The 26,603-nt window shown below is 44.1% G+C and carries 25 protein-coding genes; all 25 read left to right on the forward strand.

All coding sequences use genetic code 11. The features are described 5' to 3' along the window. The first annotated feature begins 207 nt into the window (after nt 1-207). The 25 genes from K4I03_RS11735 to K4I03_RS11855 all read left to right on the forward strand — a co-directional run bounded on the left by K4I03_RS11735 (nt 208) and on the right by K4I03_RS11855 (nt 26,602). Entirely contained in the window at nt 208-474 is a 267-nt protein-coding gene (locus K4I03_RS11735; RefSeq protein ID WP_002893729.1) for an ACT domain-containing protein, read from the forward strand. Nucleotides 475-484: 10 nt separating this feature from the next. Beyond that, nucleotides 485-1,822: a PFL family protein gene (locus K4I03_RS11740; protein WP_227965489.1), complete on the forward strand. Its 1,338-nt coding sequence runs from the start codon at nt 485-487 to the stop codon at nt 1,820-1,822. A gap of 132 nt (nt 1,823-1,954) precedes the next feature. Next, on the forward strand, nt 1,955-2,851 hold the full coding sequence (locus tag K4I03_RS11745; RefSeq protein ID WP_227965490.1) for a hypothetical protein: 897 nt from the start codon (nt 1,955-1,957) through the stop codon (nt 2,849-2,851). Between the two features lie 141 nt (nt 2,852-2,992). Further along, a complete protein-coding gene (locus tag K4I03_RS11750) occupies nt 2,993-3,694 on the forward strand; it encodes a histidine phosphatase family protein (protein WP_227965491.1) in 702 nt (233 codons plus the stop codon). 99 nt (nt 3,695-3,793) lie between these two features. After that, nucleotides 3,794-4,492 (forward strand): histidine phosphatase family protein, encoded by a 699-nt coding sequence (locus K4I03_RS11755; protein WP_227965492.1) that lies wholly within the window; start codon nt 3,794-3,796, stop codon nt 4,490-4,492. Next, nucleotides 4,479-5,267, forward strand: a complete 789-nt coding sequence (locus K4I03_RS11760; RefSeq protein ID WP_227965494.1) for a M15 family metallopeptidase — start codon at nt 4,479-4,481, stop codon at nt 5,265-5,267. The genes K4I03_RS11755 and K4I03_RS11760 overlap by 14 nt, the downstream gene beginning before the upstream one ends. 209 nt (nt 5,268-5,476) lie before the next feature. Next, a complete protein-coding gene (locus tag K4I03_RS11765; protein ID WP_002905351.1) occupies nt 5,477-5,800 on the forward strand; it encodes a PadR family transcriptional regulator in 324 nt (107 codons plus the stop codon). After that, the gene (locus K4I03_RS11770) at nt 5,800-6,372 is read left to right on the forward strand and encodes a DUF2812 domain-containing protein (RefSeq protein WP_002905350.1); all 573 of its coding nucleotides are present in this window, start codon (nt 5,800-5,802) and stop codon (nt 6,370-6,372) included. Before K4I03_RS11765 ends, K4I03_RS11770 begins: the two co-directional genes overlap by 1 nt. A 23-nt stretch (nt 6,373-6,395) precedes the next feature. Beyond that, nucleotides 6,396-7,253, forward strand: coding sequence for an ABC transporter ATP-binding protein (locus tag K4I03_RS11775; protein ID WP_032913742.1), 858 nt, complete (start codon nt 6,396-6,398; stop codon nt 7,251-7,253). Beyond that, nucleotides 7,246-7,974 (forward strand): ABC transporter permease, encoded by a 729-nt coding sequence (locus K4I03_RS11780; RefSeq protein ID WP_011837495.1) that lies wholly within the window; start codon nt 7,246-7,248, stop codon nt 7,972-7,974. Before K4I03_RS11775 ends, K4I03_RS11780 begins: the two co-directional genes overlap by 8 nt. 163 nt (nt 7,975-8,137) lie before the next feature. Beyond that, complete coding sequence (gene hrcA, locus K4I03_RS11785) at nt 8,138-9,172, forward strand: heat-inducible transcriptional repressor HrcA (protein ID WP_042763211.1); 1,035 nt, start codon at nt 8,138-8,140, stop codon at nt 9,170-9,172. Nucleotides 9,173-9,207: 35 nt separating this feature from the next. After that, nucleotides 9,208-9,744: a nucleotide exchange factor GrpE gene (gene grpE, locus K4I03_RS11790; protein WP_002905347.1), complete on the forward strand. Its 537-nt coding sequence runs from the start codon at nt 9,208-9,210 to the stop codon at nt 9,742-9,744. A 137-nt stretch (nt 9,745-9,881) separates the two neighbouring features. Further along, nucleotides 9,882-11,705 (forward strand): molecular chaperone DnaK, encoded by a 1,824-nt coding sequence (gene dnaK, locus K4I03_RS11795; RefSeq protein ID WP_227965495.1) that lies wholly within the window; start codon nt 9,882-9,884, stop codon nt 11,703-11,705. 12 nt (nt 11,706-11,717) lie between these two features. After that, the gene (locus tag K4I03_RS11800) at nt 11,718-11,918 is read left to right on the forward strand and encodes a hypothetical protein (RefSeq protein ID WP_023917214.1); all 201 of its coding nucleotides are present in this window, start codon (nt 11,718-11,720) and stop codon (nt 11,916-11,918) included. A 65-nt stretch (nt 11,919-11,983) separates the two neighbouring features. After that, nucleotides 11,984-12,616, forward strand: a complete 633-nt coding sequence (locus K4I03_RS11805; RefSeq protein ID WP_227965496.1) for a DJ-1/PfpI family protein — start codon at nt 11,984-11,986, stop codon at nt 12,614-12,616. A gap of 137 nt (nt 12,617-12,753) precedes the next feature. Further along, the gene (dnaJ, locus tag K4I03_RS11810) at nt 12,754-13,887 is read left to right on the forward strand and encodes a molecular chaperone DnaJ (RefSeq protein WP_002893708.1); all 1,134 of its coding nucleotides are present in this window, start codon (nt 12,754-12,756) and stop codon (nt 13,885-13,887) included. Nucleotides 13,888-14,207: 320 nt separating this feature from the next. Next, nucleotides 14,208-19,946 (forward strand): ZmpA/ZmpB/ZmpC family metallo-endopeptidase, encoded by a 5,739-nt coding sequence (locus tag K4I03_RS11815; protein WP_227965497.1) that lies wholly within the window; start codon nt 14,208-14,210, stop codon nt 19,944-19,946. 256 nt (nt 19,947-20,202) lie between these two features. Then, nucleotides 20,203-20,952, forward strand: a complete 750-nt coding sequence (gene truA, locus K4I03_RS11820; RefSeq protein WP_002908748.1) for a tRNA pseudouridine(38-40) synthase TruA — start codon at nt 20,203-20,205, stop codon at nt 20,950-20,952. Then, nucleotides 20,942-21,703 (forward strand): bifunctional hydroxymethylpyrimidine kinase/phosphomethylpyrimidine kinase, encoded by a 762-nt coding sequence (locus K4I03_RS11825; RefSeq protein WP_227965498.1) that lies wholly within the window; start codon nt 20,942-20,944, stop codon nt 21,701-21,703. The genes truA and K4I03_RS11825 overlap by 11 nt, the downstream gene beginning before the upstream one ends. Beyond that, nucleotides 21,693-22,175 carry an ECF transporter S component gene (locus K4I03_RS11830; RefSeq protein WP_125408189.1) on the forward strand — a complete coding sequence of 161 codons (483 nt, stop codon included), beginning with the start codon at nt 21,693-21,695 and terminating at the stop codon, nt 22,173-22,175. Before K4I03_RS11825 ends, K4I03_RS11830 begins: the two co-directional genes overlap by 11 nt. A gap of 12 nt (nt 22,176-22,187) precedes the next feature. Beyond that, nucleotides 22,188-22,751, forward strand: coding sequence for a TIGR01440 family protein (locus K4I03_RS11835; RefSeq protein ID WP_101771959.1), 564 nt, complete (start codon nt 22,188-22,190; stop codon nt 22,749-22,751). A 79-nt stretch (nt 22,752-22,830) separates the two neighbouring features. Then, complete coding sequence (gene tig, locus K4I03_RS11840; RefSeq protein WP_227965499.1) at nt 22,831-24,114, forward strand: trigger factor; 1,284 nt, start codon at nt 22,831-22,833, stop codon at nt 24,112-24,114. A gap of 185 nt (nt 24,115-24,299) precedes the next feature. Then, nucleotides 24,300-24,890, forward strand: a complete 591-nt coding sequence (gene rpoE / locus K4I03_RS11845) for a DNA-directed RNA polymerase subunit delta (RefSeq protein ID WP_002898937.1) — start codon at nt 24,300-24,302, stop codon at nt 24,888-24,890. Nucleotides 24,891-25,010: 120 nt separating this feature from the next. Next, on the forward strand, nt 25,011-25,694 hold the full coding sequence (locus K4I03_RS11850; RefSeq protein ID WP_227965500.1) for a B3/B4 domain-containing protein: 684 nt from the start codon (nt 25,011-25,013) through the stop codon (nt 25,692-25,694). A gap of 206 nt (nt 25,695-25,900) precedes the next feature. Next, on the forward strand, nt 25,901-26,602 hold the full coding sequence (locus K4I03_RS11855; protein ID WP_227965502.1) for an ABC transporter ATP-binding protein: 702 nt from the start codon (nt 25,901-25,903) through the stop codon (nt 26,600-26,602). The last annotated feature ends 1 nt before the right edge of the window (nt 26,603 follow it).

The raw sequence follows: 26,603 nt of genomic DNA on the forward strand, positions 1-26,603 counted from the left end.
CGAAAGCGCTTTCAAACAAAAAATAGAAAAAACATACAAAGTTGTCCAAAATGGTCTCTCAGATGAATTGCTGCGCATATGAGAATCTTCCTTGTTTCAAGTGCTCTTTACAATATCCGAACCTTCTGCCTTTATTTTCTGAAATAGTATACAAAATCCTCGAATTTATGCTACAATGAGACAAACTAAAAATGATTGGAGCCAAGCATGAAAGCAATTATTACCGTTGTCGGAAAAGATAAAACAGGGATTGTAGCCGGAGTTTCCACTAAGATTGCGGAGCTGGGGTTGAATATTGATGATATTTCCCAAACCGTTTTGGAGGAATATTTTACCATGATGGCCTTGGTGTCAAGCGATGAAAAGCAAGATTTTACGGCCCTTCGCAATGAGTTTGAAGCTTTCGGCCAAGAGCTCAACGTCAAAATCAACATTCAAAGCGCAGCCATTTTTGATGCCATGTACAATATCTAAGGAGTGAAGGATGGATATTAGACAAGTAACAGAAACCATTGCCATGATTGAGGAGCAGAATTTTGATATTCGGACCATCACCATGGGCATTTCACTCTTGGACTGCATCGACACAGATATTAATCGGGCAGCGGAGAAGATTTACAAAAAAATCACGACCAAAGCGAAAGACCTGGTAGCAGTTGGGGATGAAATTGCAGCAGAGCTCGGGATTCCTATCGTCAACAAGCGGGTCTCCGTGACTCCGATTTCTCTGATTGGGGCAGCGACAGACAGCAGTGACTATGTGCCTTTGGCCAAGGCTTTAGACAAGGCTGCTAAGGAAATCGGTGTTGACTTTATCGGCGGCTTCACGGCCTTGGTTCAAAAGGGCTATCAAAAAGGCGATGAAATCCTCATTAATTCTATTCCACGTGCTTTGGCTGAGACGGACAAGGTCTGCTCCTCTGTCAATATCGGCTCAACCAAGACCGGCATCAATATGACGGCAGTTGCGGATATGGGGCGGATTATCAAGGAAACGGCCCAGCTTTCTGACATGGGTGCGGCTAAGCTGGTCGTCTTTGCCAATGCGGTAGAGGACAATCCTTTCATGGCAGGCGCTTTTCATGGTGTCGGTGAAGCAGATGTGGTCATCAATGTCGGTGTTTCTGGGCCAGGTGTTGTCAAGCGAGCCCTGGAAAAGGTCCGTGGTGAGAGCTTTGACGTGGTCGCTGAAACGGTCAAGAAAACGGCCTTCAAAATCACCCGTATCGGTCAGTTGGTCGGTCAGATGGCTAGCGAGCGTCTGGGCGTCAAGTTCGGGATTGTTGACTTGAGTCTAGCTCCAACACCAGCGGTTGGGGATTCAGTGGCCCGTGTCTTAGAAGAAATGGGCTTGGAAACAGTCGGCACTCATGGCACGACAGCGGCACTTGCCCTGCTCAATGACCAAGTCAAAAAAGGCGGTGTTATGGCCTGTAATCAAGTTGGCGGACTGTCTGGTGCTTTCATCCCTGTGTCAGAAGACGAGGGCATGATTGCGGCTGTGCAAAACGGCTCGCTCAATCTAGAAAAGCTAGAAGCTATGACAGCTATCTGCTCGGTAGGTTTGGATATGATTGCCATTCCAGAAGCGACACCGGCTGAAACCATCGCAGCCATGATTGCGGATGAAGCGGCGATTGGAGTTATCAATCAGAAGACAACAGCTGTGCGGATTATTCCGAAAGGCAAGGAAGGCGATATGATTGAATTTGGCGGGCTCTTGGGAACAGCTCCGGTCATGAAGGTCAATCAAGCTTCGTCTGCTGCCTTTATCGCACGGGGCGGTCAGATTCCAGCGCCTATTCACAGCTTTAAAAACTAAAAAGCTAGATTTGAAACAGTTTTTAAGAAAGCAGCGTAAAGGACAGTTATTCAGTTTCCGAGTAGGAGTTTGCGGGATTGAATCTAGCTGGATGCTTGAAATGTAGGGGATTATAAGGAGATTGTTTAGGTTATGAATAAAAGAGAGCTAGCTGAGCTGGCCCTTGATTTAGGTTTGGATTTTGATAAGGAGAGCGGCATTATATATGGCCGTAGAAGGGATTATGCTTTTTATCTAGAGACCATAACAGATGGCGACGAATTTGCGATTTTCTTTTCAGTCAGATGTGAGCAGGGTTATATTGGTCGAGATACCTTGGAAGCTTTGATCAACGATTCCGAGGTTTTGATTGATTTTGAAAGAGCTGGCTACAGTCTGGCCTGTCAGATTTTGGCTGATCAGGATCGGGATTTGCTGCCGGATATTTTGGAGGAGGCTATCGAGGACTGCACCCGCTACTTTGAGGAGCAAGGGCTGATTAGCGCCTGTGAGAAAACTGGTGAAACCGGAGATGTGGACCTGTATCAGTTTAAAGGAGATTGGCTCTTTCTCACGCCATCTAGCTATGAGCGGATGGTTTCCATCTCGCAGGATAAGGTGACAAAGCGCTCCCTTCCTCATCAAAGTCCGCAGAAAATACATTATTTTCTGGGTGTTCTCGGAGCATTCTTGACGAGCTTACTTGGTGCATGTCTTGTCTTCTTTCTGACAGGTGCATCCTTGGCCATGGGCTTCATATCAGGTTTTACACTGCTATTTAGCATTGCTTGCTATGAAAAGTTTGTCAAAGGTATTTCTGTTTTAGGAATTGTGGCAAGTTTCTTTTTTACTTTAGCGATGAGCTTTGTAGCTGTTCAAATTGGTTATGCCAATTCTTTTTACCAAGGGGAAGGCAATATTTTGCAAGCCATTATCGCTATTAATAAAGCCGCTTTATCCGGACAGTTTGGTCTTAATTATTGGCTCCATTATCTGTACATTATTTTTGGATGTGTCAGTGCCGTCAAAGTTCATATTAAGTCTCTATAGTTAATTAGATGCTGACTTCACAGTGAGAAGCTGTCTATCATAGCGGGAAACCGAGTTCTCCCTCTTCTCAATCTAAAAGAAGCCAAAGGCATTTTTCAAAATATACCATAATAAACAAAGGAAAAATAAAAGAGGTAAACTATGTCAAAAACAAGACTCTATGTTATCCGTCATGGCAAGACCATGTTTAATACTATTGGCCGGGCTCAGGGCTGGTCTGATACCCCGCTGACTGCCAAAGGTGAGCGCGGTATTCGTGAGCTGGGTATCGGATTGCGAGAGTCGGGTTTGCCTTTTGTCAAGGCTTTTTCCAGTGATAGCGGCCGGACCATTCAGACCATGGGGATTATCTTAGAGGAGCTGGGCCTGACTGGCCAGATTCCCTATCGCTATGACAAGCGCATCAGGGAGTGGTGCTTTGGCAGTTTTGATGGTGCTTATGGTGGTGAGCTCTTTCATGGCGTTATCCCACGAGTTCTTAAGACGGATAATTATAAGGAACTCAGTTGGCCTGATTTGGCGAATGGCCTGGTAGAAGTGGATTCGGCTGACTGGGCTGAACCTTGGGACAAGCTTAGCGGTCGGATTTTAGAAGGATTTGAAGCCATTGCTAGAGAGGTGGAGTCCTCAGGCGGTGGCAATGCTCTGGTCGTCAGCCACAGTATGACCATTGGTACTTTGGCTTATCTGGTTGATGAGAATATCACGAAAAATCCTAATGTCGACAATGGCAGTGTCACAGTGCTGGAGTATGAAGATGGTCGCTTTAGCATCCAGGCCTTGGGTGATGTGTCTTACCGTCAGGTTGGTGCAGCTATATTGGATCGAGAAAATCAAGAATGAGCAGGAGTTTTGAGACTCCTGCTTTTTGCTTTGAAAGCCAGATGGAGCCAATTTCTTCATAAAATGGTATAATATGAAAAGAACAACGGAGGAAATGAAATGGCAAAAACAAGATTATACTTGGTTCGTCATGGCAAGACCATGTTTAATACTATCGGCCGGGCTCAAGGCTGGTCTGATACCCCATTGACTGAAGTCGGGGAACGTGGCATTCATGAGTTGGGCATCGGCCTGAGAGAAGCTGGGCTTGATTTCAAATTGGCCCGTTCCAGCGACAGCGGCCGAACTATTCAGACCATGGGAATTATTCTAGAGGAACTGGGCCTGACAGATCAGATTCCTTATACCTTTGACAAACGGATTCGCGAATGGTGCTTTGGTAGCTTTGATGGTGGTTATGATGGAGAACTCTTTATGGGTGTGATGCCCCGGGTTTTCAATATTGAGCATGTTCATCAGCTTAGCTATGCTGAGTTGGCAGAAGGTCTTGTAGAAGTCGATACAGCTGGCTGGGCAGAAAACTGGGAAAAGCTCAGCGGCCGAATTTGGGAAGGCTTTTCAGCCATAGCTGAGGAACTGGAAGCTGCTGGCGGTGGGAATGCCCTTGTAGTCAGCCACGGCATGACCATCGGAACCTTTGTCTATCTAATCAATCGAACTCGACCTCATGGTTTGGACAATGGCAGTGTGACGGTTGTAGACTATGAAGACGGTAAATTCACAGTAACTTGCGTCGGAGACATGTCTTATCGAGAGGTCGGTGCCAGAGTAATGGAGGAAGAAGTTGAAGCGCGCTAAACATCGCAAAGAAAAGAGAAAATCGAAGTCTAAAAAGATTGGGTTAACGTTTTTATTGTTAATCGTCTTGTGTCTGGCAGCTGGAGGGACGGTGATTTATTTCCGTCCGTCCTTGTTACAAGATCTGCTTGCAAAGATTCAGTTTTCGGGTTCGTCTAGTAGTTCTGCTACGAAGGGCTCTTCTAGCTCAGAGAGTTCACAGTCTGATTTGCCCAAGGTGTCGTCTACTGACTGGAATTTGATTTTGGTCAATCGTGACAACCAGCAAGAAGAAAAAACACCTGATCTGACCCAGATTGGAGAGATCCAGGTCGACAGCCGTATTGCTGAAAATACTCGGCAATTCCTAGCTGCAGCCCAAGCGATAGCTCCTGAAGAAACTCTAATCTCTGGCTATCGCAGCCGAGCTGAGCAGGAGGAACTCTATAACGAAAAAGTTGCTGGGGAAGTCGCCAAAGGCTTGTCAAATGAAGAAGCAGTCAGCATTGTGCTGAAGCAGGTGCAGCTTCCAGGAGCCAGCGAGCATCAAACGGGCTTGGCTATTGATATGAGCGCTCCAGAAGGCCAGGAGGATGAATTGGCAGCTAAGATTGCCCAACTAGCTCCGCAATATGGCTTTGTCCTTCGCTATCCAGATGGCAAGAGCGACATTACTGGAGTTGACTTTGAGAACTGGCATTACCGCTATGTCGGTGTGGAGAATGCCCAGTATATGCAGAAGCACAATCTGGTTCTGGAAGAATATATCGCCCTGCTTAAAGCAGCGGGAAAATAAACAAGTAAGTCAGGTGTTCCTGGCTTTTTTTATGCTGATTTAGATTTCTAATCCTTTTAGCTTCTGATTAAATCAACTACAAGCATTGAAAGATAAAAATGAATCACTTTCTGTAAAAAATATTTACAAATCCTTGACAACTATATCGGACTGCGATATAATTTTGTATATCAAGGTTCGATATATCGAGGTGAAAGTGAGATAAAAAGATGAGCGGATTGACAGAAAAGCTTAGGAGAGTCTATGTGCCAATGACAGAGACAGGTTTTTATATCCTCTTCTGTCTTCAGCAAGAGAGGCATGGTTACAGTATTACTCAAAAAGTCAAGGAGCTGACAGAAGGACAGCTATCTATCAGCCCGGGAACCATGTACGGGACTTTGGCAAAGATGGAAAAAGATGGTCTGATTGCCTTTGTTCGTGAGGAAGAAAAGAGAAAGCTCTATTCTATCAAGGAGCTTGGAAGACAGATTTTAGAGTTGGAAATTCAGCGGATTGAGCGCCTTTACCGCAATAGTAAGGAGGAAGTTTGATGGAAAAGAAGATTGTCTATAAAATCTTTACCATTGCAGACTATGACAGAGAAGCAGCTTATTTTAAAAAAATGCATAGCCAAGGCTGGAAATTGAAAAAAGTAAGTTATTCTCCCTTTCTTGTTGCGGTTCGTTATACTTTTGAAGCCTGTCCGCCTCAGGAAGTGACCTATCAATTAGATTTTCGCCCTATAAAGAAGGCGGAGCAAGAATCCTATTATCAACTGTTTGAGGATTGTGGCTGGGAGCATATTACAAACTTTAATCAGTTTTCTTATTTCCGCAAGCCAGTTTCTCAGCTTGATGCATACAGTGATCTTGAAATCTATAATGACGCTTGGTCTAAGCTAGAAATGGTCAAGCGTTTGCTTGTATGGAGGTTTTTACCAGCCATCATAGTTTTGTGTGTCACTACCTATCTCATTCTAGATATTTTCCAGAAGAGTTTGAAAGCAAGTCTATTATTCAAGTCAATCTTAGCAATAGACTGTGTTATATTGCTCATTCTGTTCTGTCAACTGGTCCATATTGCCTTGCGTTTTTGGAAAATGAGGCAGGAACTGAAAGATTGATTGCGGTTTTGTTAAATACTGTTATGAAAGCGAGGAAAACAATGAAAAAGACGATTATTGAAGTGCAAGGCTTGAAAAAGAAGTTCAAGGAACAAGAAGCCCTGGCAGGAATCGATTTTTCCATCCGAGAGGGAGAGATTTTTGGCTTTCTAGGGCCTTCTGGATCTGGTAAAACCACGACTATCAATATTTTGACTGGTCAGTTGTCTGCGGATGCTGGATCAGCTCATGTGCTGTCTGCACCGGTTGAGGATTTGAAGGCAGAAGTGCTGGAGCAGATTGGGATTGTCAGCGATGGCAGTGGTTTTTATGAAAAGATGTCACTTTATAAGAATCTCAAGGCTTATGCTATGCTCTTTGGTGTTAATATGACAGAAGTCGATGAACTTCTCCGAAAAGTGGGGCTTTATGATAGTCGCAACAAGGTGGCTGAAAAACTATCTACCGGTATGAAGCAGCGCATGTTGCTGGTGCGTGCCTTGATTAATCGACCTAAACTGCTCTTCTTGGATGAGCCAACCAGTGGTTTGGATCCGTCAACCTCTCGCACCATTCACGAATTGCTGCTGGAACTAAAAGAGCAGGGGACAACTATTTTTCTGACGACCCATGATATGCAGGAAGCTACCCTCTTGTGTGATCGCTTGGCCTTGCTAAGTAAAGGAAAACTAGTCGAAGTAGGCAGTCCACATGAGATAATCCAAAAGTATAATACAGATAAGAAGGTTCGTTTAGAATATGAAGATTTGACGACTAAGACAGTGGCTTTTGAAGAACTGCAAGGAGGCTTGGATTTGTCCAATGTTATCAGTATTCATTCCTGCGAACCAACTTTAGAAGATGTTTTCATCACTTTGACAGGAGGTACCTTAAATGTCTAATAAATTAAAAGGTATGATTTGGCTGAGAGGTCAAGTGACGCTAGCTAATAAAAGTATTCTGTTGCAGGTTTTCATGCCGATTTTCCTCATTTTTCTCTATAAATTTATTTTTTCTCTGAATGGAGCAGGTAAGGAAATTGGAGCGGATAAACTAGCTACTATGTTGCTTACAATCTCCCTGCCTTTTTCTCTAGCCATGTCTGTTGGAACACCCATTATTATCATCCTAGCTGAGGAAAGAGAAAAACATAATTTGCAAAGTTTGCGCTTGGCTGGTGTGACAGCTAGTCAATACATTCTCTCCGCTTTAATCTGGCCAGCGATTATTGGGATTTTTTATATCGTCATTACCCCAATTTTGGTGGGAGCCAAGCTTTCTAATCATGTATTCAGCTATGGTTTGGTTCTCTTATTGACCATGTTGGTCTTAATTTTCTTCTTTTTAATGGTTGGCTTGTTTTGTAAAAATCAGGTCATGGCACAATCTCTTAGTGTCCCAGCCATGCTCTTGGCGGCATTTATTCCTATGTTTTCAAATATGAGCGAGGATTTATTTAAGGTGCTGCGTTATAGCTTTATGGGCCTCTTTACTAGTTATATGAAAGATTGGTCTCATTTCCATTTATGGAGCGGAGAATTTTTGGCTCTTCTAGTTTGGTTGCTTCTTTTTTCAGGAATTTCTTTCTATTTGATGCGCCGTTTGCAAATCTTGGACGACTAATCTAGGTCGCTAGACTGATTTTTAGCACTCTTGTAAAAAGAGTGCTAATTTTTTGAGTTTTTGTCTTGACTTTGGAGTAGAAGAGTGTATAATAGAATCATGAGTTAGCACTCGAGGTGATTGAGTGCTAATCGACAGCAGAATCTTGATTGGAGGTGATGCCGTGGTCACGGAGCGTCAAAATGAGATTTTGAATTTGATTATTGATATCTTTACCAAGACTCACGAGCCGGTCGGCTCCAAAGCCCTGCAGGATTCCATCAATTCCAGTAGCGCCACTATCCGAAACGATATGGCGGCTTTGGAAAAGCAGGGACTTCTGGAAAAGGCGCATACGTCCAGCGGCCGTAAGCCGAGCGTGGCTGGTTTTCAGTACTTTGTCAAGCATTCTCTGTCTTTTGATCGTCTCGCTGAGAATGAACTTTATGAGGTTATCAAAGCCTTTGACCATGAGTTTTTCAACTTGGAGGACATTCTTCAACAGGCAGCGGACCTTTTAACCAAGCTCAGTGGATGCACGGTTGTTGCACTGGATGTAGAACCCAGTCGGCAGCGTTTGACAGCTTTTGATATCGTTGTGCTCAGTCAGCACACGGCTCTGGCAGTCTTCACCTTGGATGAGTCCAATACCATCACTAGTCAGTTTATGATTCCGCGCAACTTCCTAAGAGAAGATCTGGATAGGCTTAAGGGCTTGGTAAGGGAGCGGTTCTTGGGACAGACAGTGCTGGACATCCATTACAAGATTCGGACGGAAATTCCGCAGATTATTCAGCGCTATTTCACCACGACGGACAATGTCATCCAGCTCTTTGAGCATATCTTTGGTGATATTTTCAAGGAAAATGTGATTCTGTCTGGCAAGGTTCAGCTCTTGGAATTCTCAGACCTGACGGCCTATCAGTTTTTTGATGACCCGCAGAAAGTAGCATTTGAGATTCGCGACAGTTTGGCCGAGGATCAGATGCAAAGCGTGCGCGTGGCAGACAGTAGAGAAAGCTGTTTGGCTGATTTGACACTGATTTCCAGCAAATTCCTGATCCCTTATCGAGGCTTCGGAGTGCTGGCAGTTGTCGGTCCGGTCAATCTTGACTACCAACGGCTGGTCAGTCAGATGAATGTCGTCAACCGCGTGCTGACCATGAAGCTGACCGACTTCTATCGCTATCTGAGCAGCAATCACTACGAAGTCCATTAAATATAGTATAAATATTCCTAAAAAGGAGGTGCCTTGTGGCAAAACATAAACAAGAAGAACATCCAGAAGATGTAGAAGTAAAAGAGGAAGCTGTAGAAACAGCTGAGCAAGCTGAATCAGCAAGCCCTGAAAAATCAGAATTAGAACTAGCTAATGAGCGAGCAGAAGATTTTGAAAACAAATATCTCCGCGCTCATGCAGAAATGCAGAACATCCAGCGCCGTGCAAATGAAGAACGCCAGCAACTGCAAAGATATCGCAGTCAGGATCTGGCAAAAGCTATCTTGCCTTCGATAGATAATCTGGAGCGTGCACTTGCCGTTGAAGGTCTGACAGATGATGTCAAAAAAGGACTGGAAATGGTGCAGGAAAGCTTGATTCATGCTCTCAAAGAAGAGGGTATCGAAGAAATCCCAGCTGACGGAGCTTTTGACCATAACTATCACATGGCTATTCAAACAGTTCCAGCTGACGATGAGCACCCAGCTGACACTATCGCGCAGGTCTTCCAAAAAGGCTACAAACTTCATGACCGTATCCTGCGCCCAGCAATGGTAGTGGTCTATAACTAGGCTAGAAAACTTGAAAAATCTTGTCCGGAAAGACAATAAACTATGAAGTAAGAAAACATTCGTTCAGCTTTGCTTCTAACGAGTGAAGCGAACCAAAGAGTATTGAAAATAAAATTAAAGTAAAAAGAGGTAAAAACATGTCTAAAATTATTGGTATTGACTTAGGTACAACAAACTCAGCAGTTGCAGTTCTTGAAGGAACTGAAAGCAAAATCATTGCAAACCCAGAAGGAAATCGTACAACACCATCTGTAGTGTCATTCAAAAATGGTGAAATCATCGTTGGTGATGCGGCAAAACGTCAAGCAGTAACAAATCCAGATACAATCATTTCCATCAAGTCAAAAATGGGAACATCTGAAAAAGTAGCTGCTAACGGCAAAGAATATACTCCGCAAGAAATCTCAGCTATGATTCTGCAATACTTGAAAGGCTATGCAGAAGAATACCTCGGTGAAAAAGTAAGCAAAGCAGTTATCACAGTACCAGCTTACTTTAACGATGCACAACGTCAAGCGACTAAAGACGCTGGTAAAATTGCTGGTCTTGAAGTAGAACGTATCGTCAACGAACCAACTGCAGCAGCGCTTGCTTACGGTCTTGATAAACAAGATAAAGAAGAAAAAATCTTGGTCTTTGACTTGGGTGGTGGTACCTTCGACGTTTCAATTCTTGAGTTAGGTGATGGTGTATTTGATGTACTGGCAACTGCTGGTGACAACAAACTCGGTGGTGATGACTTTGACCAAAAGATTATCGACCACATGGTAGCTGAGTTCAAGAAAGAAAATGGCATCGATTTGTCAAATGACAAGATGGCGCTTCAACGTTTGAAAGATGCAGCTGAAAAGGCTAAGAAAGACCTTTCAGGTGTAACTTCTACTCAAATCAGCTTGCCGTTTATCACAGCTGGAGACGCTGGACCTCTCCACTTGGAAATGACTCTGACTCGTGCCAAATTCGATGATTTGACTCGTGACTTGGTAGAACGTACTAAAGAACCAGTTCGCCGTGCTCTTTCTGACGCAGGCTTGAGCTTGTCAGAAATCGACGAAGTAATCTTGGTTGGTGGTTCAACTCGTATTCCAGCTGTTGTAGAAGCTGTTAAGGCTGAAACTGGTAAAGAGCCAAACAAATCAGTGAACCCTGATGAAGTAGTTGCTATGGGTGCTGCTATCCAAGGTGGTGTCATCACTGGTGATGTCAAAGATGTTGTCCTTCTTGACGTAACACCATTGTCACTTGGTATCGAAACAATGGGTGGCGTCTTCACTAAGCTGATTGACCGCAACACAACGATTCCAACTTCTAAATCACAAGTCTTCTCTACAGCAGCGGACAACCAACCAGCCGTTGATATCCATGTTCTTCAAGGTGAACGTCCAATGGCAGCAGATAACAAGACTCTGGGACGCTTCCAATTGACAGATATCCCAGCTGCTCCTCGTGGAATCCCTCAAATCGAAGTAACCTTTGATATCGACAAGAACGGTATCGTATCTGTTAAGGCTAAAGACCTTGGAACTCAAAAAGAACAACATATTGTCATCCAATCTAACAGCGGCCTGACTGATGAAGAAATCGACCGCATGATGAAGGATGCAGAAGCAAACGCTGAAGCAGATAAGAAACGTAAGGAAGAAGTTGACCTTCGTAATGAAGTTGACCAAGCTATCTTTGCGACTGAAAAGACTATCAAGGAAACAGAAGGTAAAGGCTTCGACACAGAGCGTGACGCTGCCCAAGCTGCTCTTGATGAACTTAAGAAAGCGCAAGAAGATAATAACTTGGACGACATGAAAGCGAAATTGGAAGTTCTTAACGAAAAAGCTCAAGGACTTGCTGTGAAACTCTACGAACAAGCTGCGGCAGCCCAACAAGCTCAAGCAGGAGCAGAAGGCGCACAAGCAGCAGATAACTCAGGCGACGATGTCGTAGACGGTGAGTTTACGGAGAAATAGGAGGAGTTATTTTTGGATAACGTAGCAGATATCATGAAAACGTTATTTTGGTATGTCATTATCTACGGAAGTTTGATTCTTATTGCCTATCCTGTTAAAGAAGGTGGAGATAAGACATTACTGGGTATGAAACCAAAATATTTACTTCAAAAATTTCTAGAACTAATGGCATTTCCCATTGCTATAGGTATTCTAGTAAATGTACTAAGTTAAATGAGTCCAATCACAGGGGTTGATAAACCAACCTCTGTTTTTCGGTAAACTAGAGGGTGACGCTTATGAACAAAGTGCTCTGTTTAATTTATCCTAATTTTTCACTTTATGAAGTAGTTGATCTGACCAGTACTTTAGCGCTATCTTTTGGTGTTGAGGTTGATTATGCTGGTTCAGATAGAAATGTTATAAGATCGGAAGATGGATTAGCCTGTCAACCTACTAGAACACTGGATGAAGTAGTTATCGAAGACTATTCTTGTGTCATTTTGCCAGGGATGATAAATATTATCCCTGCTTTGCATGATGAAAAATTGATTTCTTTCCTAAGAAGTTTGAAGCAGCAAGAAGTTTTAATTGCAACTATTTCCTCAGCGCCCATTTTATTGGCGAAAGCAGGTTTATTGAAGGACACTAAATTTACTGGTGGGATTTGGCAAAACTTTTTTGACTATTTTGAATTTCTTCCGCGTGAAAATTTCAAAGCTCAAGCTGTTCTGCAAGATAAGAACATCATTACAGCTGTTGGCTTTGCCTATCAAGCGTTTGCGAGAAAAGTGCTTCTTAGTCTAGGTTTGGCAGAAAATACTGACAACTATTTTAAAGAACAGAACGAATATTCAGAAGAGGACTTTATATTTATTTTGTCCGATGAAGAGTTTGCTGAAATGAAGCATGAATTTGAAAATACCCTCTGATCAATATTTTCTAAAATTTAAAGAAAGGAACTGAACCCGACCTAAATTCTCAGAAAAAAGAAAAATCAGTCTAGGAGCATCGCTCCGTCGCCTGATTTCCTATTTTTCAGTCGAATTTTACGGTCTTGGTATCTTACATGAACAATACAGAATATTATGACCGTCTAGGTGTCTCTAAGAATGCTTCTCAGGATGAGATTAAGAGAGCCTATCGGAAATTATCTAAAAAGTACCACCCCGATATTAATAAAGAAGCTGGGGCGGAGGACAAATATAAAGAAGTCCAAGAGGCTTATGAAACGCTGAGCGACGAGCAAAAGCGGGCAGCCTATGATCAATACGGCGCAGCGGGAGCTAATGGTGGCTTTGGCGGCGGTGCAGGCGGCTTCGGTGGTTTTGATGGCTCCGGCTTTGGGGGCTTCGAAGACATCTTCTCTAGCTTCTTCGGTGGGGGTGCTTCGCGTAATCCTAATGCTCCGCGCCAAGGGGACGATCTCCAGTATCGTGTAAATCTCCGCTTTGAAGAAGCCATTTTCGGAGCTGAGAAGGAAATCAAGTATAACCGTGAAGCGACCTGTCATACCTGTGCTGGGTCTGGTGCCAAGCCAGGGACTAGTCCTGTTACCTGTGGCCGCTGTCATGGCTCAGGTGTCATCAATGTTGATACCCAGACACCGCTTGGCATGATGCGTCGCCAAGTGACCTGTGATGTCTGTCACGGCCGAGGAAAAGAAATCAAAAGTCCTTGTGAAACCTGTCATGGAACGGGGCATGAAAAACAGGCTCACAGCGTTAAGGTGAAAATCCCTGCTGGTGTGGAAACTGGTCAGCAGGTCCGTCTGTCTGGTCAAGGCGAGGCAGGATTTAACGGCGGTCCTTATGGTGACCTTTATGTCGTGGTCCAAGTTGAGCCGAGTGACAAGTTTGAGCGAGATGGCTCTACCATTTACTACAAGCTCAATCTCAACTTTGTCCAAGCAGCTCTTGGTGACAGTGTAGATATTCCAACTGTTCACGGGGATGTTGAGCTGAATATCCCAGAAGGAACACAGACTGGCAAGCGTTTCCGTCTGCGTGGTAAGGGAGCACCGAGTCTGCGTGGTGGAAGCATGGGTGACCAGTATGTAACTGTCAATGTTGTGACGCCGACTGGCCTCAACGACCGTCAAAAAGCAGCCCTCAAAGAATTTGCGGAAGCTGGCAATATCTCGGTCAATCCTAAGAAAAAAGGCTTCTTCGACAAAATGAAAGATGCCTTGGAAGATTTGTAATCATATAAAAAGGAGCAGCCTAATGCTGTTCTTTTTATGTTTTCTAGAAGGACATTTGGCAAATGTAGTCAAGTAAGAGAGCAGCTCTAATCAGCCTTTTAATTAAAAGAAATTCACAATAAAAAGCGTAAAGAGATTTTCTCTATTTACTTTTACAAAAATTAATTGTTTTTTTAAGTAAAATCTATTGTAAAAATTTCCTAAAAGATATATGATAATACTATATGTATAAAACGCATCTTTTTAGCCTGCTGGGGAGTTGGTTAGGAAGATAATGGGAGATTAACTTTATACATTTTAGGAAAAAGGGGATTTATAAAGTGAAACGTTTTGAAAAAGTGCAGGAGCGAATTCAGAAATATTCGATTCGCAAATTGTCTGTCGGTGTGGGCTCAGTTGCCATTGCAGCTCTGATTTTTGGGAGCTCTTTGTCCAGTTCGACTGTTGCTGCGGATGAAGTTGGAGGCGGTGCGACTGCTCACTATACTTATGTTGAAGAGCAAGAGCTAACAGAGCAGGAAAAAGGTCTGATTAAGAAAGGTCTGCCTGAAAATCTGCAAACAGGGGAAAATTATTACTTGATTTATCGGAAGCAAGATGGGCAAACTGTCTTGCCGAGTACAGGAAATAACGGTCAGCCGCTTCTCAGCTTATTTGCGGGAACGGCTATTTTGGCTGTCTTGGTATTCTCACGAAAGAAATCTGGTAAGTTACTAGGAGTGCTTTTGCTAGGCAGCTTGGGACAGACTGTATTACAGTCTCCTCAAGCGTTTGCGCTAGAAAATCGGGAATTACTTTCCTATAACCGTCAAGTTGCGGTTTCGTCAGCAGTTTCTGAAGCGGATGTGACTATTGCAGGCTATAACTATATCGGTTACTTTACCGCTTCTGATTTGCGTACTTTGACAGAGACCAAGACAACTTCTCTGCCGGCTGGTCAAGAGGCTCAAGCGCAAGCAGAATTATCAGAAGCTGCAAAAGTGGATTCTGATTCTATTGATCGAGCTGCTCAGGCAGGGTTGCAGTATCAGCTGAATCCTGATGAAAGTGATTCTGGCCAGATAGGGAATCTTCCAACTCCAACTCCAGCTCCAACTCCAAATCCTAGTCCAGCTCCTCAGCCGTCAAATCCACCTATAGAAACGGCAAAAGGAGAAAGTTTACAAGAACCTGCCTTGCCAGAGTACAGCGGTGCTGTGAACGGTGAGTCGCTAGTTCAAGCGGAAACTCCAGTCTATACTGCTCCAGTTGGTACAGTTGGAGACACAGCCCCAGTCGAGCCCGCCCTCCCAGAATACACAGGCGGAGTTAATGGCGAATCGCTAGTTCAAGCAGACAATCTGGTCTATGATGCTCCAGTAGCTACAGTTAGTGACGTGGCTCCGGTTGAGCCCGCCCTCCCAGAATATACAGGCGGCGTTAACGGCGAGTCGGCAGTTCAAGCAGACAATCCGGTCTATGATGCTCCAGTAGCTACAGTTAGTGACGTGGCTCCAGTTGAGCCAGCTTTGCCAGAATACACAGGTGGCGTTAATGGTGAGTCAACAGTTCAGCCAGAACAGCCTAGTCTGCATACAGACATCAAGCTAGAAAAGATAGAACCTCAAGTTGTCAACAAGACAGATGATAGCAAGTATCTTAATGAGGAGACCACTGTCGATGGAACTCCAGGACAAAAAGAAATTGTTACCAGCTATGAAGTCTTGGGTGGTAATCGCATATCAGAGCCGCAAATAACTGAAAGAATCTTGCATGAAGCAGTTGATACAGTGGTCACTCGGGGTAGCAAGGCTCGCATCAATAAAGAAGAATTGAGCAAGCAGCTAGCTTTAGCAGCGGCTGTAGATCCTGCAGTTTACACTAATCAATCCTACCAGCGGCTACAAGCAATTAAGAATATGGCTGCGACAGTTTATCAAACTTCGTCTAGTCAAGATGAAGTAGATGCGGGTGTCAACCAACTCAAGCAGGCTTTAGCTGACTTATTGGCCCTTAAAGCAGCACCAACTCTGACTGTTTCAGCGGTTAAGAAGGATGAATTGCAGAAATCAGCTCAGATTCAATACCAGCTGACGGACAGGGATCAAGCCTTTACTAGTGCTCATGTTCGTCTGAAGAAAGATGGCCAGCTGATAGCAGAGCAGAACTTGACGGCAGGCCAGTTGACTGCTAGCTTCAGTGGTTTGGACTACTATACACCGTATAAGATTGAGACGACTCTGTCCTATAATTTAGGAAATGGCTCGGAAAGTCAAGAATTAGCTCAAGAGACAGTCCAGCTTGATCTGAAGAAGGTAGAGCTCAAATCGATTACTAATGTCTCCTTGATGAAGGTTGAAAATGGCCAGACAAAATTGATGCCTACTTTGGCTGAAAAACCAGCAAATCTGGACCAATATTACTTGCACTTTACATCAGACCAATTTAAGGACACTGTCCTGCCGGTTACCTCTATCGAGGAAGTGGTCGTTGATAACCAGCCTGTCTTCAAGATTCAGGCTCAGCTGCCAGACTTGCTGCAAAGAAGCGCAACTGGTCTTCAAAACAGCTTTGATTTCTATCTGGAAAAGGCTAAGAAGCGTGAAGGAAATGTCTACTATGACTTCCAAGACCTTTTGGACGGCATCAAGGAAGATCCTTCTGGGACCTTTATTCTGGGCCGCAGTATCAGTGCCAAGCTGATTGACAAACCAGCCAACAGCAAATCTTACCTGCAAGGTGAATTCAAAGGCCAGCTGATTGGTGGGCAAAATGGTGAGCGCCATGCGATTTTAGACTTAGCTCATCCTTTATTTGATACGATTACTGGCGGAACGGTCAAGGATATTGACTTTAAGCGAGTCAATATGGTTTATCCAGATTCGCAAGCGGGCGATACTATTGCGACAATTGCTGCCCGCTTGAAGAATAAAGGAGTAATCGAAAATGTCAATGTCCAAGGATACTTGGAAGGAAGAGACCATATTGCCGGTCTGGTTAACAATATAGAAGGCCAATCTCGAGTTGAAAATGTCTCCTTTAAGGGCCGTATTAAGTCCAAGGGTGGAAACTCTGTTACAGCCGGTATCGCTGGAACTAACGCCATGTCCTTGGTAAGCCGAGCTTACGTCGAAGCAGATATTTGGGTCAAGAGTGGTCAAAATGCAGGTATGCTGGTCGCTCAAAACTTCACTGACAATTCAGGTTCAGGCTGGGGGAATTGGGGCAAGCTGATGCAATCAGTTGCCAAAGGTAAGTTGGAGGATGCGGGCTCAAGAAATGCGGCTGGTATCGCTGCTTCCATTTGGCCGTATGGAACTATCAATGACACTGTCAGCTATGCTACAGTAGTGAACGGAAAAGAGCTCTTTAGCTCAGATAATGAGATTACCCATGCTTGGATGGGACAAAAACTCCAAAACCTCTTTGGTGTTCAGGGACAAAGCTCTGGAACCAAGACAGGAAAAGATGCCAAGTTCCGTCGCTTGACAGAAGCTGAAGCGGAGCAAAAAGTCAAGAGCTATCGGATTACGGCTCTTGAACAAAGCAGCGCCAATGAAGTAACAACTGAGAAGCTAAATGCTGCTATCCTGAGAACAAGTACTTATCAAGATAAGCCAGGTTACAAGGCAGAAAATGAACAGCTTTATCAGAACCTAGAGCGCTTTATGCCTTTCTACAACCAAGAGTTCTTGATTCATGAAGCCAATAAGCTGGTGGATGCTGGTAAGGCGGGTGACTTGTTGACTAAGAAAGTCCTATCAGTTCAAGATCTGAAGGGCAACCAGTTTGTTGCTGGCGGAACGGATGCAGATAAGATCTTAGTCCATTTTGCAGACGGAAGCAAGACCATCTACAATCTTCAAAATCAAGCACGATTTGAACAGACGGCTCTGCCAGAATATCAGATTGCAGAGCTTGGTACGGTCTATACTCCAAATCACTCAACGGCAGTCAAAGAAGACATACTGACTCAGCTGACTGAGAGCTTGAAGAGTTTTGAACTATACAGTGATGAAGTCTATCGTTCTGTTGGTCTTCCTAATGATAATGATAGGGTCAACAAAGTGAAGCGCCTCTTCTTGGATGAATCTCTAGCTGAGGTGAAAGCTAACTTGCAGAATATGCTTGGTAAGCTCCTGGCCAATGAATGGACAAGGTTCCATGCTGACAATCCAGCAGCCAACGAAGCTCTGAAAGCTAAAATCGAAGAGAACAAGACCGCTATCATGCTCGGTCTGACCTATCTCAACCGTTATTACGATCTCAAGTTTGGCGACTACAACCTCAAGGAGCTGGTGCTCTTCAAACCAGACTTCTTTGGTGAAAAAGTGCCATTGCTGGATCGCTTGATTAAGATTGGTCGTTCGACAGAAAATCAACTGAAAGGGGCAGACAATGTCAATATGTTTGCACGTCAGTTGAAGGCTGAGTCCAAGTCTAGTGATTTGGTGGCTTACTTGGATTACAACCGTCGCCTACTGACTGACTTTGCGGATATGGATTCATGGTTCAAGGATGCAACCCGAGGCTTTATTCAGTTTGAAGAACGCCAGTCAGAAGTCGAGGAGATTAAGTCTGCTAAGTATCGCGTCTTTGATAACCTCAACTCTGAATATTTCAGTAACTATATCCTTCCGCTGCTAACCTTGAAGAATACGCGCTTAGCCATTCTGTCAAACTATAGCACGATGGCCTTTGTCAACAGAGACAAGCGCCGGTCATGGTCTGATGAACGATTTAATGCGCGCATCAAGGAAGTAGCGACCCAGCATCGAAATCACGTAGACACTTGGTACAAACTGCTCTCAGATGATATCAAGTCCAGAATGGTCAAGCAAAATGTAACGGCTGTATGGGATGGTTTTGATGTGGAAGGACGCGGCTGGATTGATGTCAACGGAAATGATAATAAGGGCAATCCTTATGCACCATCCCGCGAGTTCTTTAACCTAGTTGGGGGCAGAGCTGGTGGCTGGTACAAGTCAAACGGTTATGGTGCCCATGCTGCCGGTTCAATTCGTGTGAACTTTGAGGCCTTTGACCTCTTGACAGAATACGGTGTGTCCGTCTTTACGCATGAGCTCACCCACGTCAATGACGGCTATATTTACCTGGGCGGACATGGCAGACGACAAGGTATCGGACCAGAAGGCTATGCCCAAGGGTTGCTCCAATCGCCTGTTCCTGGTCAGCCGGGCTGGGGTGCTCTGGGTCTCAATATGGCCTTTGATCGTCCAAATGATGGTAGTCTCATTTTCAATAGCTCGCCAAGTCTCTTCAAGAACCGAGCAGACATCGACCATTATATGAAGGGCTATAATGATACCCTCATGCTGTTGGATTACCTTGAAGGCCAAGCGGTTGTGGCTAAAGGAAATGAAGCCGCAGCTAAATGGTTCAAGAAGGTTGAACCGAAGGTTGTAGATCCTCGCACCCAATACGACGTCGTAAGAGAGTTGACGGCTGAGGAGAAAGCGAATATGTCTGTCTCATCTGTAGATGACTTGGTTGACCAAGGCTTGCTGTCTAACCGTGCGGTTGACAATCGAACCTATAATCCTGCTGATTACGACTCTAGTTACATTGCTATCGACTTCATGACGGGTATCTATGGCGGCGGCCAAAACAATACTGGAGCGCCAGGCGCCTTGATGTTCAAGCATAATACCTTCAGAATCTGGGGTTACTATGGCTATGAAAAAGGCTTTGTAAGCTATGCTTCTAATAAACACCGTAAGACAGCCAATGAGCAAGGGGTGACTGGTTTGAGCGACAACTTTATCATCAAGCAAATTTCTGAGGGCGAATTTGAAACCATGGAAGCCTTCAAGAAAGCTTACTTCAGAAAAGTTGTGGATAAAGCACAAACCTCAGGTATTAAGCCAGTGACTGTCAATGAAAAAGTCTATACTACTTATGAAGAGTTGAAAGCTGGCTTTGCAGAAGCAGTTGACAAGGATCTGAAGAAGTCTCGTATCGATGAACGCGCAACCAAGGACTTCAAGTATGCTGTCTTTACGCAGTTGCTCAAGAACACCAACAGCTTTATGGATGAAAACTCCATTTGGGGTTCCTAAGTCAAAATGTCAGATTTGCTACATGTGTAACTGCAAATAATGACCTTTAGCAATATGCAATAAATAACCCATTTGAATTTGCTCTGTTTGTGTCGCCACTGACAGTCTCATTCAGATGGGTTGTTTTGTTGCATAATGGCAAGTCAAAGTGCAGATTATCCCTAATTCTTATATGGTATTTTTATAAAAAACTGTCCCCAGACAGTTCCTGCTTTTAGGGCTTGCTGGGGGCTTTTTTTCCTGCTAAAATAAACACATGACACGTTATAAAGCGATTATTTCCTATGATGGTTATGGCTTTGCTGGCTTTCAGCGGCAGCCCCATGCCAGAAGCGTTCAGGAAGAGATTGAAAAGACCCTGACCCGTATCAATAAAGGCCAGCCTGTGGTGATTCATGGAGCGGGCCGGACTGACAGCGGCGTCCATGCTCTGGGGCAGGTGCTGCATTTTGATTTACCAGAAGAGCGGGATGAAGAGAAATTGCGTTTTGCTTTGGATACACAGACGCCGGAAGATATTGATTTTATCAGGGTGGAGCAGGTGTCGGATGATTTTCATTCTCGCTACAATAAGCACAGCAAGACCTATGAATTTTTGGTGGACATCGGCCGGCCTAAAAATCCTATGATGCGCCATTATGCCACGCATTATCCATATCCTTTGGAGCTGGGTCTGATAGAAGAAGCGATTGCTCAGTTAGAGGGGACGCATGATTTTACTGGATTTACGGCTTCGGGGACCAGTGTGGAAGACAAGGTTCGGACCATTACCGAGGCCAAGGTCCGCTATGATGCAGAGCGGAATTTTCTGGTCTTTACTTTTTCGGGCAATGGCTTTCTCTACAAGCAGATCCGCAATATGGTCGGCACCCTGCTCAAGATTGGCAATAAGCGCATGCCGGTGGAGCAGATTCAGAGGATATTAGCGGAGAAGGATCGCCATCTGGCAGGACCAACAGCTGGTCCAAACGGCCTTTATCTAAAGGAGATTCGTTATGAAGAATAAGTTGATTTTAGCCCTTTCGGGCAATGATATTTTCAGCGGCGGCGGACTGCATGCCGATTTAGCTACCTATACGGTCAATGGTCTGCATGGTTTCGTAGCTGTGACTTGCCTGACGACTATGACTGATAAGGGATTTGAGGTTATCCCAGTTGAGGAAGAGGTTTTTGCCCAGCAGTTGGCCAGTCTCAAGGATGTTCCTTTTTCTGCTATTAAGATAGGGCTTTTGCCCAATCTGGAAATAGCAGAGCAGGCTTTGGCTTTTGTCAAGCAGCATGGGGATATACCAGTAGTGCTGGATCCTGTTCTGGTCTGCAAGGAAAATCATGATTTGGAAGTCAGTGCACTGAGAGAAGAAATCATTAAGTTTTTCCCTTATGTCAGTATCATCACACCAAATCTGGCAGAAGCTCAGCTATTGAGCCAAAAAGAAATCAAAAGTCTGGAGGATATGCAGACTGCAGCCAAAGAGCTCTATGATTTGGAGGCCAAGCATGTGGTGATTAAGGGCGGCAATCGCTTGAGCAAGGAGCGGGCAGTGGATGTTTACTATGACGGTCGAGAGTTTGAGGTCATGGAATCGCCAGTGCTGGCCAGCAACAATACCGGAGCGGGCTGCACATTTGCTTCCAGCATTGCCAGTCAGCTGCTTCTCGGCAAGTCTCCGCTTGCAGCAGTTCAATTGTCTAAAGATTTTGTTTACCGAGCGATTCAGCGCTCAGATCAATATGGGGTAGTTCAGTATGAGAAATAATCAAGTTAAAAAAATAGTTATCTTAGCTTTCATCACAGCACTGTCTGTGGTTTTGGGGAATTTTTTAAAAATCCCAACTCCGACAGGATTTTTGACCTTGTTGGACGCAGGGATTTATTTTACAGCCTTCTACTTTGGCCGCAAGGAAGCAGCTATTGTCGGAGGCCTTTCAGGATTTTTGATTGATATGATTGCTGGCTATCCCCAGTGGATGATTTTCAGCCTGATTTGCCACGGACTTCAAGGTTTCTTTGCTGGCTTTGAGGGCAAGAGTCGCTATCTTGGTCTGGTCTTGGCCGCAGCAGCTATGGTCGGTGGCTATGCCCTCTTTGGTAGTATCATGAATGGTGTCGGGGCTGCCCTAGCCGAAATCTCAAGTAATTTTATGCAGAATGCATTTGGTTTAGCAGTTGGATTTGCTCTTTACAAAGCCTTCCCGGAGAGTTTGAAAAAGACAGTCGCAGTGAAATAAACGAGGTGAGACATGGACTTAGCTAAGATTGGAGCAGAAACTCGTCAGATTGTTCTAGATGTTTTGGACAAGGCTGCCTTGGTCGAGGGAGATATTTTTGTTCTGGGTCTATCCTCTAGTGAGGTTGTCGGAGGCCATATCGGTCAGAGTTCCAGTCTGGAAGTCGGACAGGTCATTGTCAAAACCATACTGGATATCTTAGAAGAGAAGGGTATCTTTCTAGCAGTTCAGGGATGTGAGCATCTCAATCGCGCCCTCGTAGTCGAAAGAGCCTTGGCGAACAAGAAGGATTTGGAGATTGTTAATGTTCTGCCTACTCTTCATGCTGGAGGCAGCGGTCAGCTAGCTGCTTTCCAATACATGAAGGATCCTGTCGAGGTGGAGTTTATTGTCGCTCAGGCGGGGCTGGACATTGGCGATACTGCTATCGGCATGCATGTCAAGCATGTGCAGATTCCTATCCGACCGATTCTCAAGCAGCTAGGAGCTGCCCATGTCACGGCTTTAGCCAGCCGTCCCAAGCTAATTGGCGGCGTCAGAGCGGCCTATATAGAGGATAAAATCAGGAAGGGATAAAAGGAAAAATAATTTTGAAAAAAACTCTAATTATGCTATAATGGGTTGTATTCAATAAATTTTAAGGAGAAATGACAGAATGTCTGTATCATTTGAAAACAAAGAAACAAATCGCGGTCTTTTGACTTTTAGCATCAGTCAAGAGAAAATCAAGCCAGCCTTGGACCGTGTATTTAACTCAGTAAAAAAAGATATTGCTGTACCAGGTTTCCGTAAAGGTCACCTTCCACGTGCTATCTTCAACCAACGTTTTGGTGAAGAAGCCCTCTACCAAGATGCTTTGAACGCTCTTCTTCCAGAAGCATACGAAGCGGCTGTCAAAGAAGCAGGTATCGAAGTAGTTGCTCAACCTCAGTTTGATGTCGAGTCTATGGAAAAAGGCCAAGACTGGGTCATCAAAGCTGAAGTAGTCACTAAGCCAGAAGTTAAGCTGGGTGCTTACAAAGACTTGGAAGTAACTGTTGAAGCTACTAAAGAAGTAACTGATGCTGAAGTAGATGAGCGCATTGAGCGTGAGCGCAACAACTTGGCTGAGTTGGTTCTCAAAGAAGGTCCAGCAGCAGACGGTGATACAGTTGTGATTGACTTTGTTGGTTCTGTTGACGGCGTTGAATTTGACGGCGGCAAGGGTGATAACTTCTCACTTGGACTGGGCAGCGGTCAATTCATCCCAGGATTTGAAGAGCAGTTGGTTGGCCACAGTGCAGGTGAAACAGTGGATGTTGTCGTAACCTTCCCAGAAGACTATCAAGCAGAAGACTTGGCAGGCAAGGAAGCTAAGTTTGTGACAACTATTCACGAAGTTAAAGAAAAAGAAGTTCCAGCATTGGACGATGAACTTGCAAAAGATATCGACGAAGAAGTAGAAACTCTTGATGAACTGAAAGAAAAGTACCGCAAAGAATTGGCTGAAGCTAAGGAAACAGCTTATAACGATGCGGTAGAAGCAGCAGCTATTGATCAAGCAGTAGCAAACGCGGAAATCGTTGACTTGCCAGCAGAAATGGTCCACGAAGAAGTGCACCGCGCTGTTAATGAATTCTTGGGTAATATGCAGCGCCAAGGAATCTCACCTGACATGTACTTCCAAATCACTGGAACTACTCAGGAAGATCTACACAAACAATACGAAGCAGATGCTGAGTCACGCACTAAGACAAACCTTGTCGTAGAAGCTGTTGCTAAGGCAGAAGGTTTTGAAGCTAGCGCAGAAGAAATCGAAGCAGAAGTAACTTCATTGGCTACAGACTACAACATGGAAGTAGAACGTGTTCGTCAATTGCTGTCAGAAGACATGCTGAAACACGACATTGCTATCAAGAAAGCTGTTGAAGTGATTACAAGCACTGCGAAAGTGAAATAAGTTTCATCATTCAAAACGATATCATTTGAAACTAGTGTATAAATGCACTAGTTTCTTTTTGTACTTGTTCCGTGATTTTTCCTGGATTTTCTTTTGACGAAAATAGAAATTTATCGTACAATAGAAAGTAGCGAAAAATTGCAAGAAGGCGACAAGCCTTTACTTAATCTTAAAGGAGATCAACTTTGGAATTAGAAGTATTTGCTGGACAGGAAAAAAGTGAGCTTTCTATGATTGAAGTGGCGCGTGCCATTTTGGAAGCCCGCGGCCGCGACCATGAGATGTATTTTAATGATCTGGTCAATGAAATTCAAAACTATCTGGAAAAATCAAACAGTGAGATTCGTGATGCTCTGCCTTTATTCTACACAGAACTCAATGTAGACGGCAGCTTTATTCCGCTGGGGGATAATAAATGGGGCCTGCGTTCATGGTATGCTATCGACGAAGTGGATGAAGAAATCATCGCCTTGGAAGAGACTGATGAGGACGATGCACCTAAGAAACGTAAGAAGAAACGCGTCAATGCCTTTATGGATGGCGACGAGGATGCCATTGACTACAGCGATGACGATCCAGAAGATGAGGACGGCTACGAAGCAGATCCTGCTCTCTCATACGATGAGGAAAATCCAGATGATGAGAAGAACGAAGTGGAAGCTTATGATGCTGAAATCAACGAAATCGCTCCAGATGATCTAGGTGAAGAAGTCGAACTCAACGAAGAAGATGACGACTATTCTGACGAGGACACGGAGACCGAAGAGGAAGAATAAATCAACCAAAAGAAGCAAGGGATTTCGTCCCTTGTTTCTTTTAATATTCCTTGAAATATAAGTTCGGAAGGTGTAGAATATTAATAAAATTTAATAAAGAAAAGATGGAGGAAGGCTGCTATGAAATTTGTCATTGATAAGAGTCTGGGTGATTTAGGCATTAAGAGTGTTGTTATCGGGATTGCCAAGAATGTCAATCCGCAGGCAGAACTGTCTTCCTCATTTCTAAAAAAGAAAAAGGAAATGGAAGACTGGGCTCTGGTCTGCGACTTGGATGAGGTGTTTGAGTCGCCAGTGGTTCAAGGTTATATAGAAATACTCCAGCGCGTAGGTCGCAGTGTCAAGAAAAATCCTCCGACGGTTCCTGCTCTGATTCGCAATATCCAGCACCGAGGCTCGCTCCCTCATATTAATAGCATTATTGATATTTATAATGTCGAAGCCCTGCATTCTCTACTGGCTATTGGAGGGCATGATTTTGATAAGATTGATGGTCAGATAGAATTCACTGTAAGCCAAAAGGAAGATGTTTTTCTGCCTATTTTGTCCAAGGAGAAGCATGTTGCCAAGACGGACTATGTCTATCGGGATGCCAAAGGCATTTTGGCTTGGTTGGATGTACGTGACAGCGAGTATTATAAGTTTGATGAGGAGACCAAGGATGCCATTTTCATCATTCAGGGGAATGCCAATACCTCTGTCGAAATGCGTCTGGCAGCCTTGGAACGAATCCGACACGATTTAGCAGAGTGCATGCCTGATTTAGAATTTGAAACACATGTCATCAGTATTGAGGAAAATTAACTGGAATAGGCTTTCCAATTTTGATTCTCACTGACTATCAGCTTCCTGTTTTCAGGGAGCTTTTTTGAGTGCTTTTCGATTTCTTTTGTCAGAGTCGTGGTTGAAAAAATGAGAAAGGTGGGAATTGATTATAGTTTGCTTTTCTGAAAATAGGAGACATTACTCAATAAAAAATGGTATAATAAACAAAGAAAAAGGAGCGTGCTATGACAGAAACACTATTAGAAGCTAAATCAATCAGCAAAAAATATGAGGATGAGTATGTCCTGCAGAATACGGATCTAAAAATTGATCAGGGGCAGTTTGTAGCAATCTTGGGTCACAGCGGCTCAGGAAAGTCAACGATGCTTAATATCCTATCTTCTCTACTGAAACCAAGTTCAGGACAGGTCTTATATAAAGGAAAGGAGATAGGTCAATTGAGTAAATCGGCAGTGGCCAAGTTTAGGAGAGAAGACATTGGTTTGGTCTTTCAGCACTACATGCTAATTCCTAATCTGACAGTTGAGGAGAATATTCAGTTGGGCAGCAAGTATGCCGCTGAGGCAGCAGACTTAGAAGAGTTGGCTTCACTACTGGGAATTGAGAAGCTTTTGAACAAATATCCTCATCAGCTGTCGGGCGGTGAGCAGCAGAGAGTCTGCCTTGCCAGAGCTGTTATAAAGAAACCAACTATTTTGTTTTGTGATGAGGCGACAGGCGCTCTGGACAGCGAAAATAGTAAGAACATTATTGTTTTATTGCATGCTATCAAGCAAAGCTATGGAACTAGTATCCTTTTTACGACACATAATCGAGAAATTGCCAGAACAGCTGACCGAATACTGCTCTTAGAAGATGGCCATATTGTTAGGGACGACATGAATATGGAGAAGCTGTCGCCGGATCAAATGAGTTGGGAGATTTAAT

It is taken from the genome of Streptococcus sanguinis, from assembly GCF_020729725.1.
Lineage (GTDB): Bacteria > Bacillota > Bacilli > Lactobacillales > Streptococcaceae > Streptococcus > Streptococcus sanguinis_V.